The sequence below is a fragment of the Ruegeria sp. O11 genome (assembly GCF_056535285.1).
Genome location: NZ_JBQERS010000001.1, coordinates 1,247,966 through 1,266,672, shown reverse-complemented (window position 1 = coordinate 1,266,672; position 18,707 = coordinate 1,247,966). Strand labels below are relative to the sequence as shown.

The 18,707-nt window shown below is 56.5% G+C and carries 12 protein-coding genes and 1 tRNA gene; 5 read left to right on the top strand and 8 right to left on the bottom strand.

The features are described 5' to 3' along the window. The first annotated feature begins 388 nt into the window (after positions 1 to 388). The 5 genes from ACRZ91_RS06330 to ACRZ91_RS06310 all read left to right on the top strand — a co-directional run bounded on the left by ACRZ91_RS06330 (position 389) and on the right by ACRZ91_RS06310 (position 8,988). Entirely contained in the window at positions 389 to 3,478 is a 3,090-nt protein-coding gene (locus tag ACRZ91_RS06330) for a hypothetical protein (RefSeq protein ID WP_480903355.1), read from the top strand. Between the two features lie 350 nt (positions 3,479 to 3,828). Beyond that, positions 3,829 to 3,902, top strand: a tRNA-Gly gene (locus ACRZ91_RS06325). Positions 3,903 to 4,183: 281 nt separating this feature from the next. Continuing rightward, positions 4,184 to 6,004, top strand: a complete 1,821-nt coding sequence (locus ACRZ91_RS06320; protein WP_480903353.1) for an ABC transporter transmembrane domain-containing protein — start codon at positions 4,184 to 4,186, stop codon at positions 6,002 to 6,004. Positions 6,005 to 6,162: 158 nt separating this feature from the next. Then, positions 6,163 to 8,052: an acyl-CoA synthetase gene (locus tag ACRZ91_RS06315; protein ID WP_480903352.1), complete on the top strand. Its 1,890-nt coding sequence runs from the start codon at positions 6,163 to 6,165 to the stop codon at positions 8,050 to 8,052. Positions 8,053 to 8,064: 12 nt separating this feature from the next. Then, positions 8,065 to 8,988: an alpha/beta hydrolase gene (locus tag ACRZ91_RS06310; RefSeq protein ID WP_480455628.1), complete on the top strand. Its 924-nt coding sequence runs from the start codon at positions 8,065 to 8,067 to the stop codon at positions 8,986 to 8,988. An 8-nt stretch (positions 8,989 to 8,996) separates the two neighbouring features. Here the strand turns inward: ACRZ91_RS06310 and ACRZ91_RS06305 are convergent, their stop codons facing one another. The 8 genes from ACRZ91_RS06305 to dtd all read right to left on the bottom strand — a co-directional run bounded on the left by ACRZ91_RS06305 (position 8,997) and on the right by dtd (position 18,707). After that, on the bottom strand, positions 8,997 to 9,833 hold the full coding sequence (locus ACRZ91_RS06305; RefSeq protein WP_480903349.1) for an alkaline phosphatase family protein: 837 nt from the start codon (positions 9,831 to 9,833) through the stop codon (positions 8,997 to 8,999). 162 nt (positions 9,834 to 9,995) lie between these two features. Beyond that, the gene (locus ACRZ91_RS06300) at positions 9,996 to 11,633 is read right to left on the bottom strand and encodes an ABC transporter ATP-binding protein (protein ID WP_170541031.1); all 1,638 of its coding nucleotides are present in this window, start codon (positions 11,631 to 11,633) and stop codon (positions 9,996 to 9,998) included. After that, positions 11,630 to 12,445 (bottom strand): ABC transporter permease, encoded by an 816-nt coding sequence (locus ACRZ91_RS06295; RefSeq protein WP_029621990.1) that lies wholly within the window; start codon positions 12,443 to 12,445, stop codon positions 11,630 to 11,632. Before ACRZ91_RS06295 ends, ACRZ91_RS06300 begins: the two co-directional genes overlap by 4 nt. Beyond that, the gene (locus ACRZ91_RS06290) at positions 12,445 to 13,401 is read right to left on the bottom strand and encodes an ABC transporter permease (RefSeq protein WP_010441877.1); all 957 of its coding nucleotides are present in this window, start codon (positions 13,399 to 13,401) and stop codon (positions 12,445 to 12,447) included. Before ACRZ91_RS06290 ends, ACRZ91_RS06295 begins: the two co-directional genes overlap by 1 nt. A gap of 15 nt (positions 13,402 to 13,416) precedes the next feature. Next, positions 13,417 to 15,003, bottom strand: a complete 1,587-nt coding sequence (locus ACRZ91_RS06285) for an ABC transporter substrate-binding protein (protein ID WP_480903347.1) — start codon at positions 15,001 to 15,003, stop codon at positions 13,417 to 13,419. A gap of 124 nt (positions 15,004 to 15,127) precedes the next feature. Continuing rightward, positions 15,128 to 17,122 carry a CocE/NonD family hydrolase gene (locus ACRZ91_RS06280; protein ID WP_480903345.1) on the bottom strand — a complete coding sequence of 665 codons (1,995 nt, stop codon included), beginning with the start codon at positions 17,120 to 17,122 and terminating at the stop codon, positions 15,128 to 15,130. Positions 17,123 to 17,166: 44 nt separating this feature from the next. Then, positions 17,167 to 18,270: a glycerate kinase type-2 family protein gene (locus tag ACRZ91_RS06275; protein WP_480903343.1), complete on the bottom strand. Its 1,104-nt coding sequence runs from the start codon at positions 18,268 to 18,270 to the stop codon at positions 17,167 to 17,169. Further along, positions 18,270 to 18,707 (bottom strand): D-aminoacyl-tRNA deacylase, encoded by a 438-nt coding sequence (gene dtd, locus ACRZ91_RS06270; protein WP_170472627.1) that lies wholly within the window; start codon positions 18,705 to 18,707, stop codon positions 18,270 to 18,272. Before dtd ends, ACRZ91_RS06275 begins: the two co-directional genes overlap by 1 nt.

Genomic DNA, 18,707 nt, shown 5'->3' with positions numbered 1-18,707 from the left:
CAAAACAGCATCCTTGGGGAAATGACAGCCCTTCAATGAGATCATGCTCAAGTAACCTGTTCGAAATCTATTCGGCGGAAACGATCGTCAGATCACACAGGCTCGTCAACTGGACACCAGAGTTTGCGACACATCCGACATGCGTTGACCGAGATGCACGAGCGTTAGGAGATTGTAACTCAAGAGTGGCCGCGCCTACTGACGCAGACGGCTGACTTTGCGGGAATCGGCAGTAAATGTTACTGTTGCCTTGTTGGCAAGATCGCCGCTGGGTTTCTCCGGCCATCGCGTTTCGTTATTATTTTTGCAATAAGTTTTTTAGCCGTTCGGCCGGGCGATCCGGGGCCTCTGGGCCAGCGTTTCAGGATGCTTTTGAACGGAGGCAGACATGCCGGAAACAGTATTTGAACGCGCGCCAGACGGCGCAATCATTGGACTTCAGCATCATGGCGACCCTGTTGAGGGGCGTACAAAAGGAACCAGTGCGCTGGATGTGGCCCAGGCCTATGTCGCCGAAGTGGCGGGCCTGTACCGGATAACGCCTGATTTTCTTGATCGGCTCGGTGAGAGTGTTTCGGGCAAGTATGATCGCGAGGAGGGCAGTAAGCTGCGGCTGGAAGAAGCCAAGGCGGTACAGTCCTTTCTGATTTTCACATTTCGCCAGACCCTTCACGGCATACCGGTCTGGGAGCGTGGCCTGACGCTGCGCATGGCTGGTCCAGACAATGTGGTCACCGGTTCGTCCTCAAGCGTCGCTGCGGATATCGAACTCGGCAATCCCCCCACACCGCCGGCCAGCCGCGACAAACAAGCTGGCACGGTTCTGCGCGAAGCTGCGAAAGGGGCCAAATTCACAAAATTCAAAGTCAATGACACCCAGGACTTTGTTTATCGCTACGACGCGAAACATCGTCTGCCGCACAAAGAACCAGGTGAGATCGAAGGAGCCGAGTTGACCCCGCTGCCGGATATCGGCCGTGTACCAAAGGGCCTTAAGGACGGCGAATGGCGTTTCGCGAGCCTTGTGCATTTTGGCTGCAAAATTCCCGACTACGGAGAGCTGAACTGGCGGGCACTAGTCGACTGGGAGACCAACGCGGTGCTCTATATCCGGCCCTTGGTGGGCTGTGTTTCGGGCTATGTCTTTACTGACGACCCTATCTCGCTTTCAGGAGATTCCGAGCTTGATCCGACGGCGCCGGTCGCGCTTTTGGACGCACAACGCGAGCTGGTGGCACTGGAACGGTTAATATTACCGGGCGGAGGCGCACCGGTGGAGCTGAGCGGCGAACTAGTGGCGGTACGCGACCTCGACACGCCGAACATCGCCCCACCGACTGAAAATACCGGTGCCGCATCGGTCTTTGACTATCCCGCCGACAGCGACGATTTCGCGGCGGTCTGTGCTTACTACAACCATGACTTCCTGTATCGCTTCGTGCAGTCGCTGGGCTTCGATCTACCCAGCTATTTCGACGGGGTAACCTTTCCAGTGGATGTGGATCACCGTTGGTTCAATCCCGCTGCAGGGCCGGTGAACGCCCAGGCACCCGGCAATGCCATAGGCGACGGTGTTCTACGATTTCGCTATGCACTGGCGGCCAATGGGTCCACGGTCGGCATGGCTACAGACTCGCGCGTTTCGGCGCATGAGTTCGGGCACGCGGTGCTGTGGGATCATCTCAATTGGCCCAATTTCGGCTTTTGTCATGGCTTTGGTGACGCGCTGGCGGCAATTCTCTACGATCCGCAGGGCATCGCGCCGGATCGTTTCCGCACCTTCCCCTTCAGCAATCTGATCACCCGGCGTTGGGATCGGTCGGTTGCCTCGGGCTGGGGCTGGGGTGGCACGATGGACGTGGGCGGATATCTGTCAACCGAGATCAACGCCACAACGCTGGGCCGGATCTATCGATCTCTGGGCGGTGACTCTACCGATCTGGACAACAGGCTACATGCCAGCCGCTACACGATCTATCTGATCCTGCAGGCGGTACCGCTTTTGGCCGGGATCGTGCCCAACACAGTCGAAGGTTTTTCCCGCGCCTTGCAGGAATCTGACCAGAACACTGCTCTATTCGATGGTGCTGCCGGAGGCTGGGCACACAAGGTGGTGCGCTGGGGCTTTGAGAAACAAGCCCTCTACAGCGGAGCACCGCCCGATGTGGACGTCTTCATTGATGACGGACGGCAGGGTGAATACCCCTGGCAACAGTCAGGCAATGTCGCCCCCGGCATATGGAACCGGCATCGTCCCGACGGGGGCACCGACCATGAAACGCCGCGCCGCTGCGTCGAGAACTATCTGTATGTCCGGATCGGCAATCGCGGCAACTACCCAGCCCAATCAGTGACGTTATCAATGGCCCGCGCGACCGAAGGTAAGGGTGCCACATGGCCGGACGACTGGGATCCGCTGATTGTAGGAGCGCCCATCGGCCAGTCCGTGCATTGTGGCGACGAAGTGATCGTCGGCCCCATCCCGTGGTGCCCCGAGGACTTATGCGAGGAATACATCCTTGCCAGCGCGGATACGCCGGACGATCGCAGCAATGTCGAGACGATTGCAGGCAGTCTACCTGTCGACCGGCTGGCGCTTGGTGACAACAACGTCGCCCTCCGCCGAATGGAGGTAAACCGCGCCGAAGATGACACCCCTTGCTGCGAGGAGGAAGAACCGAAGATGACCTATCGTTACGCTGTCAAGTTCGTCTGCGGCTGTTCCAAAGGCCGCATTTTATCCACTGGCCGCTATCACACAGCAATTAACATCGGCAACGGCAGCGGAGAACCGGTGCGTTTCCGCAAACGGGTATCCTCTGCCTTGCCAAACGAGAAACCGGGCAATGTCTCAGCCAGGACAAAAAACAAACTCGGACCTTGGGAATCGATGGAGATCGATTGCGAAGACGTGGCGCGACATCTGCGTGTGGCCGAGTGCTGTTTCCTGAAGGGGTTCGTCTTTATCGACAGCGAAACACCGCTGGACGTTGTCGCGGTCTACACTGCAGCCCATGGTGAAGGTGAAGTGGAAACAATCGATGTCGAACCGGTCGTGCCTCGGCTGATCAAAAAGACGCCACCACCACCTCCTCCACCTCCGCCTCCGGATACCGAAGAGAAGCCGGATTTGATCCCGGTACAGCCCTTCCCGCCCGGTCCGCCACCCTTCCCGGCTTGGTATTGTGAGGAACCACGCAAGTTGAGGATCATCGTGCGTAACATTGGTGCAGGGGCCGCGGGACCATCGACCACACGGGTCGATTTCTTCCAGAGCGGCGTGGTAGTAGACTTGCCAACGCCGGCGTTGGGGCCAAACGGGGATGAGACCACCCTGTCGCTCGTCTTCCCTGACGACGTCAAAGGTGGCGAGCAGATCCCCTTCAAGATTACTGTCAATGCCAATCCGGTCGATGGTGTGGTGGAGACTGACACCACCAACAACAGCGACTCCTCCTCCTGCGGCCTGGCCAGCTAGGGGGCGCTGCGGGTAGCCCGGGCCTGTATCGGCCCGGGCTGCGCGGCCACGAGTTTTTAGTAGCACAACTCCATTGCATTCAGGGAATAAGTCTCGTTCGCGGGGGTATCTTTCGCACCCACAGCGAACGGCAGGTTCGACGGGCTGCAGTGCAGCGACCGAGTGTGGTGGTCAACAGCCGGTTTGGGCCGGTTGTGCCATGACTAGAGATGCATTCTTTCCTGATGTCGAATTGGATCATCGATGTTTTGATAGCAAACAAAACTACCGGAAGGTTGAATTGTTTTCTTACTCTCGGGTGGTTCCACTTGACCTCCATATTCACATGAAATAGGAGGTGCTGTACTTGAGCGGGCGTTGTGTAGTGGTAAGACCTTAGCCTTCCAAGCTAATGACGCGGGTTCGATTCCCGCCGCCCGCTCCAAGAAATCCCTTCCGACACATAACCTGCAAAATCAGAAGAGATTTCTCCTTAAATATATAATAAAAAACAAAATAATTGAATTAAAGCGTTTGTCTTCCAAGCTAATGACGCGAGTTTGATTCCCGCCGCCCGCTCCAGTTCTTTCCCCATGCCAGTTGCGTCAAATGGCCCTTATCGGGCTGCAAATCTGTGCCTTCAGCTTGACCATAACCGTCGCTGCCGCCAAGAAGCAGTGATTGACGCCCGTTTTTGGGCGAATGACCACGACGTAAGGGCCAGACATGGCAAATTCACGCTCCGCCAGTCCAGCGAACAAACCGGCTCCGGGCACTCAGGAAGAGCGCGCGGGATCCAGGAAAATAGGTGTTCTGGCATCGTTGTGGCCCTTCATGAAGCCTTACCGATTACTGATGATCGGCGCGACACTTGCGTTGATTTTGACGGCGAGTATGACGCTGACGCTACCGCTGGCAGTACGCCGGGTCGTTGACAATTTTCGCATCGAAGATGGCGAGCTGCTGGATTGGTATTTTCTGGCGGCTCTTGGTATTGCAGGCATTCTCGCGATCGGGACGGGTATTCGCTATGCGTTGGTGACGCGGCTGGGCGAGCGTGTTGTCGCTGACATCCGGAAGGCTGTCTTCGATCGCGTGATTGGTATGAGCCCCGAGTTCTATGAACGGATCATGACTGGAGAGGTGCTCAGCCGGATCACGACCGATACGACGCTGATCCAATCGGTTCTCGGATCATCGGTATCAATCGCGTTGCGCAACATGCTGATGTTTGTCGGCGGGCTTATTTTGATGTTGCTGACATCGGCCAAATTGACAGCGATGGTCCTGCTGCTAATCCCTGCGGTGATCGTGCCTATTCTGGTTCTGGGCCGCAGATTGCGGACCATCAGCCGGGAAAATCAGGACTGGATCGCGGCGTCTTCGGGCAATGCAGGTGAGGCGCTTGGGGCGGTGCAAACTGTACAGGCCTTCACCCATGAACAAGCCAGCCGCGCGCAATTTGGCGAGATGACAGAAACTTCGTACGAAGTTTCTCTGCGCCGTATCCAGACCCGTGCGGTCCTTACTGTGATCGTAATTTTCCTGGTGTTTTCGGGTATCGTCGGCGTGCTGTGGATGGGTGCAAATGACGTGCGCAACGGAGCGATGACCGAAGGTGTTCTGATCCAATTCGTGATCTACTCGATCATCATGGCAGGCTCGGTCGCCGCCCTTTCGGAAATTTGGAGCGAACTGCAGCGCGCAGCCGGAGCAACTGAGCGGCTGGTCGAACTTCTAAACGCAGAGGATACGGTTAACGACCCTGCGCAAGCCAAGACGCCGCCAGCTCCGGTGCGGGGCGAGATTCGCTTTGACGACGTGACTTTCCACTATCCCGCACGCCCAGACGTGGTAGCGCTAGATCAGTTTTCACTGCAGATCGCCCCCGGTGAAACCGTTGCCTTCGTCGGACCCTCCGGAGCAGGCAAGACAACCGTGATCCAGATGATCCAGCGGTTCTATGATCCGGATTCCGGGCGGGTAAGCCTTGACGGGTTCGATCTGCGCGAACTAGACCGCAATGGCTTTCGCCAGCATATCGCGTTGGTTCCACAGGATCCGGTTATATTCGCCGCATCGGCGCGAGAAAATATTCGTTTTGGCCGTCTGGATGCTTCGGATGCCGAGGTTGAGGCAGCGGCGCGCGCCGCTGCTGCGCATGAATTCATCTCGGCGCTACCTGAGGGCTACGACAGCTTTGTGGGTGAACGCGGCGTGATGCTATCGGGTGGGCAGAAACAGCGCATCGCCATCGCCCGCGCCATTCTGCGCGACGCGCCGGTCCTGCTGCTGGATGAGGCCACCTCGGCACTCGACGCAGAAAGCGAGCGCGCGGTGCAGGGGGCTGTCGATAATATGCGGGCCGGGCGTACCACGCTGATCGTGGCGCACCGTCTGGCGACCGTGAAGAAGGCGGACCGTATTATCGTGCTTGAGGCCGGGCGCATTGTGGCGCAGGGAACGCATGACGATCTGGTGTCGCAGGACGGTTTGTATGCCCGATTGGCGCGCTTGCAGTTCACCGACGGGGTGGCCGCAGAATAAAGTGACGCACCGGCACATCCGGAATCGCCGTTGCGTCATTCTACATTTTCTCACAGCTGATCGCTAAGCCCTTGCTTGCGCGAGTTGAGTTTTACTTCCATCTTGGAGGCAACGAAAACCCGCGCGTGACACGGGAGAGAGATCAGGGGAGGAGCCACATGGCCTTTGTGGGAATCGAAGACAAGGCGCGTATGGAGCAGGAGATGCCATGGGAGGACCGGGATTTGCCCGTGACCTTCCACCAGCTTTTGTCGCGGACGGCGGGCAGGTTCCCGAACCACAAGGCGATCAGCTTTCAGTTGCTATCTGGCCCGACCGACAAGGCAGAGACGCTGACATGGTCGGAACTGCTAGGCAAAGTCAATCAGGCGGCGAATCTGTTCCGCTCGCTTGGGATCAGCGAAAAGGATGTGGTGGCCTATGTGCTGCCCAACTGCAACGAGACCTTGGTCACGATGATGGGCGGAGCGGTGGCGGGGATTGTGAATCCGATCAACCCGTTGCTCGAACCCGAACAGATTGCGGCGATCCTGCGCGAGACCAAGGCGAAGGTCGTAGTCACTCTGAAATCCTTCCCCAAGACGGACGTGGCCCAAAAGGTTGAAGAGGCTGTGCGCCACGCACCCGGCGTTCACACGATTCTCGAGATCGACCTGAACCGTTATCTGACGCCGCCAAAATCCTGGCTGGTGCCGTTCCTGCGCCCCAAGATGGGTGACAAGGAAAAGCTGGCCCACGCGACCTATAAGAATTTCATTGCTGAGCTGAACAAGCAGCCAAAAACGCTGACCTTCGAAGACAGCAAGGAAGATCGCGTCGCGTGCTATTTCCACACCGGCGGCACCACGGGTATGCCGAAGGTGGCGCAGCACAAGTATTCCGGTCTGATCTACAACGGCTGGCTGGGGCAGACTCTGCTGTTTGACGAAAACGATGTCATCATGTGCCCGCTACCGATGTTCCACGTTTTTGCGGTGCATGTGATCGTGATGGCGGCTGTATCGTCGGGTGCGCATGTCATATTCCCGACACCTGCAGGGTATCGCGGTGACGGTGTCTTCGACAATTTCTGGAAGCTGATTGAGCGCTGGAAAGTCTCGTTCATTATTACGGTGCCCACCGCGATTTCAGCTAAGATGCAACGCCCGGTGGATGCGGATATCTCATCCGTCAAAACCGCGTTTTCGGGCTCGGCTCCGCTGCCGGTTGAACTCTTCCGCAGGTTCGAAGAGGCCACAGGCGTGACCATCGTCGAAGGATATGGCCTGACAGAGGCCACTTGCCTTGTCTCGTGCAACCCGGTGGATGGAGAGAAAAAGATCGGTTCGATCGGTATTCCGTTCCCATATACAGATGTCAAAATCCTTCAGGACGGGCCAGATGGTCCGACCGAATGCGGTGTCGATCAGGTCGGCGAAATCTGCATCTCGAACCCTGGCGTTTATGCGGGCAACACCTACACCGAGGTCGATAAGAACGTAGATCTCTACCATTTCGACAAGTACCTGCGCACGGGCGATCTGGGCCGTTTTGATGAGGATGGTTATCTTTGGATTACAGGTCGGGCTAAAGACCTGATCATCCGGGGCGGCCACAATATCGACCCCGCCGAAATTGAAGAGGCGCTGCTGGGGCACGAAGCTGTCGCCTTTGCCGGCGCGATCGGTCAACCGGATGCACACGCAGGCGAACTGCCATGTGCGTTTGTTGAACTGGTCGAAGGGGCCTCTATCACGGAAAAAGAGCTGCTGGAGTTCTGTAAGGTTCACGTCCACGAACGCGCTGCACAGCCCAAGCATTTGACCATTCTCGATGAACTGCCGAAAACCGCAGTAGGCAAAGTATTCAAGCCTGATCTGCGCAAGCACGCGATCACGCGTATATACAATGGTGCTCTGGAAGCCGCCGGCGTCGCGGCACGGGTCGTTTCTGTCATCGACGACAAGAAACGCGGGCTCGTCGCGCAGCTTGACGCGAACGGCGCGTCCGAGGACGATGTGGCCAAGGTGCTGGGTTCGTTTACCCGACCGTGGGAGTGGTCTGAATAATTTGGAGGGACAATGGACTATGAACGTCTGATCGACGAAGAGACCTGGGATTTCATCCGGCGTACCGCCGAGAGCTATCCCGATGATACGGTCGAAATGTCCATTGCTGACCAACGTCGGGTCTATGACACGATGTGTCAGGATTTTCGCCAACCGCGACCTCCGGGCGTTGATGTTCAGGACAGGTCCGCCGATGGCGTGCCTGTTCGCGTTTACACTGCCGGTGATCCCACTCGAAATGTGATTTACTTTCACGGCGGTGGGTTCGTCGTGGGCGGTCTGGACAGTCATGACGATGTCTGTGCTGAAATCTGTGTTCAGACTGGCTATCGGATCATCTCTGTCGATTATCGCCTGTGCCCTGAATATGTGCACCCGGCGCAGTTTCAGGACAGTTGGACTGCTGTGAGCTGGGTGGTCCAGGAATATGGCGATCCAATCGTTCTGGCGGGAGACAGTGCAGGCGGTAATCTGGCTGCAACCGTTGCGCATTATGCCCGAGGGCGATTGGATAACGTGCTGGGTCAGGTTCTGATCTATCCCGGTTTGGGCGGTGACATGTCAAAGGGTTCGTATATCGAACATGCAAATGCGCCGCTTCTGACCCTGGACGACATCCGGTTCTACCAAACTGTACGCTGCGGTGGGCCTGCACCGGATAACGATCCCTCATTCGCTCCGTTGCAGGATGATGATTTTTCTGGCCTCCCGCCGACGGTTGTTGTGACGGCTGATTGCGATCCACTGCGCGATGACGGACCGGCCTATTGTAAGCATATAACTGCGGCAGGTGGGTTGGCCCATTGCATTAATGAACCGGGGTTGGTTCATGGGTATCTGCGCGCCCGAACTTCGGTCAGGCGCGCCGCTGACAGCTTTGAGCGTATCTCGGTGGCGATCGAGGCGCTGGGGCAGGGGATCTGGGCTTACGACTAACAAGTGCCTCAGGTCAGGAACGATTTGGCCTTCATAGTATCTGCCACAGGCGCACCGACGCGCTGTAGTATGGTTGGCGCAAGCTGAAGTTGGTCGATCACGGTCTCGGCGTCAGGCCCTTCGGCGTCACCAAAATAGTAAAGAGCCGTTTCCTGCTGTAACGGGCTACGCCCGCCATGATGGCCGCGTTCATCTTGGCCATGATCGGCGGTTACGATGACATCGTAGCCAAGCTGCCGCCAACGCGGGATGAAAGGTGCCAGCATTTCGTCCATGACGAAACAGGCGTGGTCCATTTCCTCACAGTCGTGGTAGAAACGGTGCCCCATACTGTCCAGCGTGCAGGTGTGCAGAATACCGTAATCCAGCCCAAACCGAAGGCAGAGGTTGGTCAGCGTGGCGAACAGATCAACGTCGGATGGCGTCATCTGGTTGGCTTTGCCGTAGCCAGTCATCGAATGGAACCGGCCATGGTTGATGGTCTTGCTGACAGGCTCGTCATATTCCACATCACGAACGTAGTCGAAGGGGTGACGGTTGAAGAATTGCGACCAGTAGCTATGCGTCACCGCGCCGGTCACACCGCCCGCTTCTCGTACCTGACTGAAGACGTCCTTGTGGGACAGCCGAAACACGTTGCCATTACCGGTGCAGCCATGCTCTTGCGGTGTGACACCGGTATGGATCGAAGCGTAGCAACTGGCTGATGTTGAAGGCAGGACGGCGCGCAGTTTCCAAACCCGCGCATCGCCGCTGTCGACCCATCCTTCAAGATTGCCAAACAGTCTGCGAAAGTTGCGCCACGGCACACCGTCGAGAATGATCAAAAGCAGTTTTCGGTCCATTGTCCGGCCCTATTCTTTTCGAAGTATTGGTTGTCGCGACCCTAGGGGATTCGCTTGCACGGGGCTGCCCATTTGCGCCCTAAATTGTAAAATCCCGACGTTTGTTTTCAGTCAAACGCCGGGATTTCCAAACACTATGCTATGTTCGGAATAAGTCCGGGATTAGTTGCCCGCACTTTCCATTTTGCGATGGGCGACAACCTCTTCCAGCCAACCCAGATGCATTTCGGGCACCGAGCTGAGCAGCAAATCGGTATAGTCATCGAAGGGTGGGCTCAGCACCTGCGACTTGGGTCCATAGCGGACCACGCGGCCCTGATACATCACCGCAATACTGTCACTGATGGCGCGCACCGTCGCCAGATCGTGGGTGATGAACAGATAGGCCACATCCTCGATCTTCTGCAAATCCAGCAGCAATTTAAGGATGCCATCTGCCACAAGTGGATCGAGCGCCGAGGTGACCTCATCACAGATGATCATTTTGGGCTTGGCCGCCAATGAACGCGCGATGCAGACCCGCTGTTTCTGACCACCAGACAGTTCGGCTGGGTAGCGATCGATGAACTTCTCGCCCAGCTCGATCTCATCCAGTAGTTCTACGATACGCTTGCGTTTCTCAGCACCGCGCATGTTGAAGTAAAACTCCAACGGTCGCCCGATGATCGTACCGACTGTTTGCCGCGGGTTCATCGCGACATCCGCCATCTGATAGATCATCTGCAACTCGCGCAGATCTTCAAGCGAACGGCCCTTCAAGTCGGGGCTAAGTTTCCGACCGGCAAAGGTGATCTCGCCATCACGCGGCGGCAGCAACCCGGTGATCACACGGGCCAGCGTCGACTTGCCTGAGCCGGATTCACCCACCACAGCCAATGTCTGCCCTGGATGAAGCTCAACATTGACGTTGTGAAGAACGTCAAAGTTCAAGCCTTTGTAGCGCGCTGTGATACCATCGACGCTCAGTACCGGATCCGCAGTTGGCTGCTTTTCTTCGTGTTCAATCGAGCGAACCGAAACCAGCGCCTGAGTATACTCTTCTTGCGGATTGTTGATGATCTGATCGGTGTTTCCATACTCGACCGTATTGCCCATCCGCAGAACCATGATGTCGTCGCTGACTTGTGCGACAACTGCAAGGTCATGCGTGATGTACAACGCAGCGACACCTGTATCGGCGATGGCCTCCTTGATGGCCATCAGGACGTCGATCTGAGTGGTCACGTCCAAGGCCGTGGTAGGTTCGTCGAACACAACTAGATCTGGTTCAGGGCACAACGCCAGCGCTGTCATGCAGCGTTGCAACTGACCGCCCGAAACCTGGTGCGGGTATCGATCACCGATATTGTCCGGATCGGGCAGGCCTAGCTTGGCGAACAATTCGCGCGCGCGGGCCTCGGCCTCTTTACGAGAGAATTTCTTATGTTCGACTGCAGCTTCGACCACCTGATCCATGATCTTTTTGGCGGGGTTGAACGAAGCGGCTGCTGATTGCGAGACATAAGACACCTCGCCGCCGCGCAGGTTGCGGATATCACCCAGCGCTGACTTCATGATGTCACGGCCGTTGACCCAAACCTCGCCACCGGTGATCTTAACGCCGCCCCGGCCATAGGCCATCGAGGCCAGACCGATGGTCGATTTGCCAGCGCCGGATTCACCGATCAACCCCAACACCTTACCGGGCGCGAGGTCAAAGCTGACCCCGTGCACGATTTCGATGTCATGGGGCTTTTCGCCCGGCGGATAGACGGTCGCGCCGATCTTGAGGTCGCGGACCTTGAGAAGGGTATCACTCATCCTCGGCCTCCTTTCAGCGATGTGGTACGGTTCAGAACCCAGTCAGCAACAAGGTTGACCGAGATCGCCAGCGTGGCGATGGCCACTGCAGGGTAGAGCGCGGCGCCAATACCGTAGACGATGCCGTCCTTATTCTCTTTCACGATGCCGCCCCAATCCGCCAAGGGCGGCTGGACGCCAAGGCCCAGGAACGAAAGTGTCGAGATGAACAGGACCATAAAGATGAACCGCAGACCGAACTCGGCCACCAGAGGCGATAGAGCGTTGGGCAGGATTTCACGGAAAATGATCCAACGGCGTCCTTCGCCGCGCAGTTTGGCGGCTTCGACGTAGTCCATCACGTTGATATCCACGGCGACAGATCGCGACAGACGATATGGTCGTGTCGCATCCAACAAGCCCATCACAAGGATCAGGATCGGAACGGTTACCGGAACGATTGCCAGAATAACCAGCGCCAGGATCAGCGTAGGGATCGACATGATCAGATCGACCGTCCGGCTAAGCGCCTGATCGGCCCATCCGCCCAAGACTGCAGCAAGTAGGCCCAATGATGTTCCCGTCAAAAAGCTGAGAAGTGTTGCAGCTGCGGCAATGAAGATTGTTGTGCGCCCGCCATAGATCATGCGGGTTAGCAGATCGCGGCCGATATTGTCCGTGCCCAGCAGATGCTCGGAGCTACTCGGCTCCCAAACGTCGCCGACCACTTCTGCCATTCCATAAGGCGCGATCAAGGGTGCGGCGATCGCCACAAAGAAATAGGCGCCGGTGAACATAAGGCCAATCAGTGCCGAAAGAGGAATGTTCTTTATCATTTCGGATGCCTCAGTCTTGGGTTGGCAAGGATCGACACGATATCCGCGACCATGTTCAGGCCGATATACACGGCTGCAAACACCACACCGCAGGCCAGAACAACAGGCACGTCACGCTTTGTCACGGCATCTACGAGGTACTGCCCCATACCGGGATAGACGAAGACAACCTCGACCACTACGACACCTACGACCAGATAGGCCAGGTTCAGCATGACTACGTTCACAATAGGTGAAATCGCGTTGGGAAAGGCATGCCGGGCGATAACCTGAAAGGTGCTCAAACCTTTTAGTTCAGCCGTTTCAATATAGGCGGATTGCATAAGATTAAGAATGGCAGCGCGTGTCATGCGCATCATCTGCGCCAGGACCACCAGCGTCAGTACGAAGGCTGGCAAAGCAATGGCATTTAGCTTTTGCCCAAACGACATTGAATCGTTGACCATCGCTAGCGAGGAGAACCAGCCCAGTTTCACTGAGATGTAGTAGATCACCACATAGCCGATCAGAAATTCCGGTATCGAAACCGTTGTGAGCGTGATGGCAGAGATCAGTTTATCCGGCCAGCGGTTGCGATAACGCACGGCCAGAAGTCCAAGAAAGATTGCAAGTGGAACGGAAACGATGGCAGCGACGCATGCCAGAAACAGTGTATTTCCAAGGCGTTTTCCAATGCTCTCAGAAATATCCAGCTTGTTTGTCAAAGATTGGCCAAGATCGCCCTGAAAAATGCCTCCCAGCCATTCGAAATAGCGGGTCAGGGCAGGGCGGTTCAAACCCATCTCTTCGCGCAGGTTAGCAAGGGCCTCTGGGGTTGCGGACTGCCCCAGGACGGCTTGCGCGGCGTCTCCGGGAAGGGCTTCGGTCAGGCCAAAAATCAAGGCCGAAGCGCCGAGCAGCAATAGGAGTCCCAGCGCCAGGCGCTGGGAAACCAGTTTGATGATAGGATGCATTATCCGTAGCCCGTTTTAGACGAACCACATTTTGCGGGATATGTTGCCGTTCATCATCTCTTGCGTCGGGTCAGATTCCCATCCGTCCAGTTGGTTGCTGATGCCCTCGACAAAGTCGTTGAACATCGGACAGATCAGACCGCCTTCGTCGCGGACCATTCGGCCCATCTGGCTGTAGATGCTTTTGCGTTTTTCAACGTCCAGCTCTGCCTTTGCCGCGAACAGCATGTCGTCGAACGCCTGGACCTTAAACCGAGTGTCGTTCCAGTCTGCGGTCGACAGGTACGCGGTCGAATACATCTGGTCCTGAACCGGACGGCCACCCCAGTACGAGGCACAGAACGGCTGAACGTTCCAAACCTCGGACCAGTATCCATCGTTGGGTTCACGCTTGATTTCAAGCGGAATTCCAGCCTGTGCGGCGGTCTGCTGGAACAGTGCAGCAGCGTCCACAGCACCCGGGAAGGCACCGTCGGCTACACGCAATATGATCGGCGAACCATCATGGCCGGACTTTTTGTAGTGCTCTGCAGCTTTCTCAATGCTGAATTCGCGCTGTTCGATGGTTTCATCAAACAATGGGTAAGCTGCGTTGATCGGCATGTCATTCCCGATCGAGCCATAGCCACGCAGGACTTTGTCTACCAATTCCGCACGGTTGATTGCGTATTTCAATGCCGTGCGCAATTCGTTGTTGTCGAACGGAGCCGTGTCGCAATGCATGATAAAGACATAGTGACCGCGACCGGCGGTTGAATGCACGGTCAGGTTAGGCGCACGACCCAACAGGTCGGCAACTTTGGGTTCAACGCGGTTGACGGCGTGGACCTGTCCGGACTGCAGTGCAGCGGTCCGCGCAGTTGCATCGTTGATCACAACAACTTCGACGCTGTCAAAATTACCGAAATCGCTGTTCCAATGGTTTTCGTTCTTGGTGAACAGGTGACGGACGCCGGGTTCGTCCACTTCCAGTTTGTACGGACCTGTGCCGATACCTGCAGCCGGGTTATCCATGCCGCCATCGGGCTGAATAATCAGGTGATAGTCGGCCATCAGATACGGCAGGTCGGCATTTGGCTCGGTCAATGTGACCTGGAAATTGTCTCCATCGGCCTTCATCGACTCGATGCCTTTCATGATGCCCAATGCACCTGATTTGGAATCTTCGTTCGAGTGGCGCTGCATAGTTTTCAGCACGTCATCGCTGGTCATGGTCTTGCCGTTGTGGAACTCGACACCTTGGCGCAGTTTGAAGGTCCAGACTTTGGCGTCCGAGCTGCCTTCGACACTTTCGGCCAGGCGCGGCTCGATGGTGCCGTCGGGCGCCACTTCGACAAGCTGGTCGCCGAACTGCTTACCGTTCTGGAACGGGACTGAGCTTGCGTAAGTTGCCGGATCCAGCGAGTTGGTCGATTCGCCGCCCTGCAAACCGAATTTCAGATCGCCGCCCTTTTTTGGGCCAGCCGCACGTGCGGCATCGGCAAACATACTGCTTGCGATTGCGGCCGAGACACCCAGTGCCGCTGCTTTACCCATGAAATCTCGGCGGGTCAGCTTTCCAGCGGTGACCTGCTTTGACATGTGAGTGAGTTGTTCGTTCATCCAGAGATCTCCCAGTTGATTGGATGTTCGGTCCATTGTTGGACTTTTTATTGACGCGTGAGTCAAAGTAGGGGCAATTCAGGGTGGTGGGCAAGTGAAAATCTTTCGTCTGAAGCTTCAAAACTTACATTTCATTGCGCGGCACCGTGTCTTCGAGTGTTTTTGAATAGACCAATTCGTTATTTTCGAAGGCGCTTATCTCCGCTCGAACAAAAAAGTTCTTATCATCGGACCACATCTCGCAAACGCTTTCAGTGAATAGGAACGATTCACCGCGCTGCTGTTCTTGTGTCCAACGACAATAGCCCCGCGCCGATAGGGGTTTGTCGGGGTGAATCGACCACTTTTCTGTTGCGGTGCTTCCGGTGATCAGCCCATGCGTTTCGTCACGGAGTTTGCCAAAGTCATCCTCGATGATCAGGTGGGTTTCGCCGGTGGTCATATCCAATTCCACACGCCGGGAATTTTGCGTTTCTCGAAGAACACTGACGGGATTCGCAGATTCTGCATCGGGAGGGGCGAAGTTGTATTCGTTTGATTGACCAGGTGGACGCGTTGGAATGATTATGTCGCCTTCAGTCAGTTGAAGCTCGACAGTTTCCGGCGAAGGCCAAATTAACGGCCAATAGGCGCTCGAGATCGCCACGCGTAAGCGGTGCCCTTTCGGTATTCGATAAGCGATGTGATCCAGGTCCAGTTCTATGTCGTAGGTCTGACCGGGTATTAGGGGGGTGGGATCTGCATGGCTGTCGCGGTGCGTCAGATTTAGCACCCCATATGTGATCCGCGTCGAAGGACCGTCCGGGTGTATATGATTCAGCCGAATAGCAATCTGCGCCTGAGGTTTGTCAGCACTCAGGCGGAGCCGAATTTTGGGTGCGCCCACAATCTCGATGTCGGCTGCCAATGGGTCGCTGTCGAAACAGGCTGAAAGCGCGTCGTCCCCCCTCTGGTCCCCCGGCATATCCGGACCTAGCCAAATCGCACAAAACTCGCCGCTTTCAAGACCGCAGGTATGTGGCGATCGGATTGAGGTGTTCAGTGACCCTTCGTGCCCAAGGCCAGCATCGGTCAATTGCATCGTCAGGGTTGGCAGATGCGATGTCGCGCCTTCATCCTCGGCAATCCAACGCCCTGCGCGCTCTTTGTACCAGCGCGCCGGACGCACACCGTTCATCACATAAGCGCGGTAGTCTGGATCATCTTCGACACCTGTATCCTTTCCCATTAGCCAATGGTCCCACCACCTTAGGGCCTCCTGCAAAAATCCGATGCGAGGTTCAGGAACCGCGAAATGAGGATATTTGTGCACCCATGGGCCAACAACACCTTTGACCGGCGCGTTCAACTGTTCGACCAGCAATGGCACAGTGTTCTTGTAAGCGTCACCCCAGCCTCCAACCGCCAGGGTGGCCGCTTGAATGGCATCAAAATTCTCGCAGACGGAACCATGGCGCCAATAGGCATCACGTGTTTGGTGGCGCAGCCAGACGGAGGGCAGGAAAGGCTCATTCTCTAACCGATCCAACCACAGCTCACGCCAGTTTGACCGCAGATCAGGGTCCGGAGCACGAGAGGAGTAGGACCACATTGTCGCGCCCCAGCCCAGATTTTCATTCAGCAGGCATCCGCCTTTGTAATGTATGTCATCGGCATACCGGTCCGCGGTCGAACAAAGCGTAATGATTGCCTTCAAAGGCTCGGGCTGCATCGCAGCAACCTGCAATGAGTTGAACCCGCCCCAACTGATACCCATCATCCCGACCGTGCCGCTACACCAGGGTTGATCGGCTAGCCATTGGATTACTGCGACGGCATCGTCCAATTCCTGCTGAGTGTATTCATCCTCCATCAACCCTTCGCTGTCACCGTTGCCGCGCATATCTACGCGTACGCAGGCATATCCACGTTTGGCAAACCAGGGATGGGTTAAGGCGTCACGTGCAGTGGTACCGTCGCGTTTGCGATATGGCAGATGTTCCACAATGGCGGGAACCGGGTCTTCGCCCGCATCGATCGGTCGCCAGATCCGGGCTGAAAGGCGACAGCCATCTGGCATGGTGATACCCATATCAGGGATTTCTTCGATCTCGCGAAGTGCGTTGGAGGGCGGTGCCATATCTCTGAACTCCTGACCGATAGCAACCGGGCCAAGATGTCAGATCAATTCCGTATTGCAATCACCAAGTCCATCACATTGGTCCCTGTAGGCCCCGTAACCAGCAACGCACCTGCTTTGGCTAGGAAGCTGCCGCTATCCGCGTTGTTGAGGTATTCTTGCGCTTCGTCTGACCATGTTTCGCCGGTAACGATAGCACCGGCTGCGTCCGTTGGCCCATCCGTGCCATCTGTTCCACCAACGATCACAGTAATGTCCCGTTGCCCTTCAATTTCGTGCGCCAAAGCCAGCGCTAGGGCCTGATTTCGTCCGCCTCGCCCGGGTTGGTCCGGAAGAACGACGGTTGGCTCTCCTCCAAAAACCATCACGCCTTTGGGCATGTGGCGCAGTCGATCTCCTATCGCGGTCGCAACTGATAGGTAGTCATCGTGCAACGCCTCCGCGTTGGCGAGGACGACAAGGCCAGCTTGCTCGGCTGTTTGGGCGGCCGCGTTACGTGCGTGCGCATTTGAAGCGATTATTGAGGTCTGGGCGGCAAAACGCGGCGCATCTGGCAACGCTCCGATGCCGGATCCAATCACGCCCAGGTCGTCTCCGGGGACATCCGAGATCGCCAAAACGGTCACTTTTTTCCCAGGAAAACTGGACAGCAGTCCTCCGCCCTTAATGCGCGATAGTTTGCGCCGCTCAGCATTCATCGCTCTGATATCCAATCCATCGCCAAGCAATCTTTGGTTCAGGGCTTCAAGATCGTCCGGGGAGAACCCGGGCATCAAATCCTCGGCCAGAGAGGACGCGCCGCCAGATACCAGAAGCAACAGACTGCTATCATGTTCCATGCTCTCTACGGTTTCGCGCAATGCCCGTCCCCCGGCCAGACTGCGATCATCGGGTACGGGATGAGAGGATTCGATGACATCAACATGCGCTGGCAGTCCATCGCTATGGCCATCTTTGGTAACGACCAACATGGGGACCGCTCCGAACTGGTTCGCTGCAGCGCGGGCCATCGCACCCGCCGCCTTGCCAACGGCCAGTATCTGGTCTGGCCGTTCCATCGTTTGAATCGCTTCCAACGTCGCGGTGTAACCATCTACAGCCGCCACACCGGCGCTCCAAATATCCTGAATCTGTTGAGAGGCCTGCATCAGCTTTCCATCCAAATTGTCACGGGTCCGTCATTGACCAGTTCTACAGCCATGTCAGCCCCGAATGATCCCGTTTCGACTGGTATGCCCAGTGATGACAGGTTGCGAACAAACGCTTCATAAAGTCGTTCGCCCTCTGCTGCCGGGGCCGCACCGGAAAATCCCGGGCGGTTACCGCGTGACGTGTCAGCGGCCAAAGTGAATTGGCTGACTACCAGTGCTGAGCCGCAGATATCCAAGATCGAACGGTTCATTTTTCCTGCATCGTCTTTGAAGATGCGAAGCTTTGCGATCTTGTTAGCCAGTTGTTCGGCCTGAGCCTCATCATCCCCTTGCATCGCACAGACCAAAATCATCAACCCCGGACCGGATTGTCCAATCACCGTTCCCTCGACTGTGACAGAGGCACTGGAAATTCTTTGAAGCAGCGCGCGCAT

Bases quoted from the DNA above. Each gene is read 5' to 3' on its own strand.
- ACRZ91_RS06305 (WP_480903349.1), bottom strand. From the start codon at position 9,833: ATGGACCGAAAACTGCTTTTGATCATTCTCGACGGTGTGCCGTGGCGC.
- ACRZ91_RS06315 (WP_480903352.1), top strand. From the start codon at position 6,163: ATGGCCTTTGTGGGAATCGAAGACAAGGCGCGTATGGAGCAGGAGATG.
- ACRZ91_RS06330 (WP_480903355.1), top strand. From the start codon at position 389: ATGCCGGAAACAGTATTTGAACGCGCGCCAGACGGCGCAATCATTGGA.
- ACRZ91_RS06290 (WP_010441877.1), bottom strand. From the start codon at position 13,401: ATGCATCCTATCATCAAACTGGTTTCCCAGCGCCTGGCGCTGGGACTC.
- ACRZ91_RS06300 (WP_170541031.1), bottom strand. From the start codon at position 11,633: ATGAGTGATACCCTTCTCAAGGTCCGCGACCTCAAGATCGGCGCGACC.
- ACRZ91_RS06310 (WP_480455628.1), top strand. From the start codon at position 8,065: ATGGACTATGAACGTCTGATCGACGAAGAGACCTGGGATTTCATCCGG.
- ACRZ91_RS06285 (WP_480903347.1), bottom strand. From the start codon at position 15,003: ATGAACGAACAACTCACTCACATGTCAAAGCAGGTCACCGCTGGAAAG.
- ACRZ91_RS06275 (WP_480903343.1), bottom strand. From the start codon at position 18,270: ATGCAGGCCTCTCAACAGATTCAGGATATTTGGAGCGCCGGTGTGGCG.
- ACRZ91_RS06320 (WP_480903353.1), top strand. From the start codon at position 4,184: ATGGCAAATTCACGCTCCGCCAGTCCAGCGAACAAACCGGCTCCGGGC.
- ACRZ91_RS06280 (WP_480903345.1), bottom strand. From the start codon at position 17,122: ATGGCACCGCCCTCCAACGCACTTCGCGAGATCGAAGAAATCCCTGAT.
- dtd (WP_170472627.1), bottom strand. From the start codon at position 18,707: ATGCGCGCGCTGCTTCAAAGAATTTCCAGTGCCTCTGTCACAGTCGAG.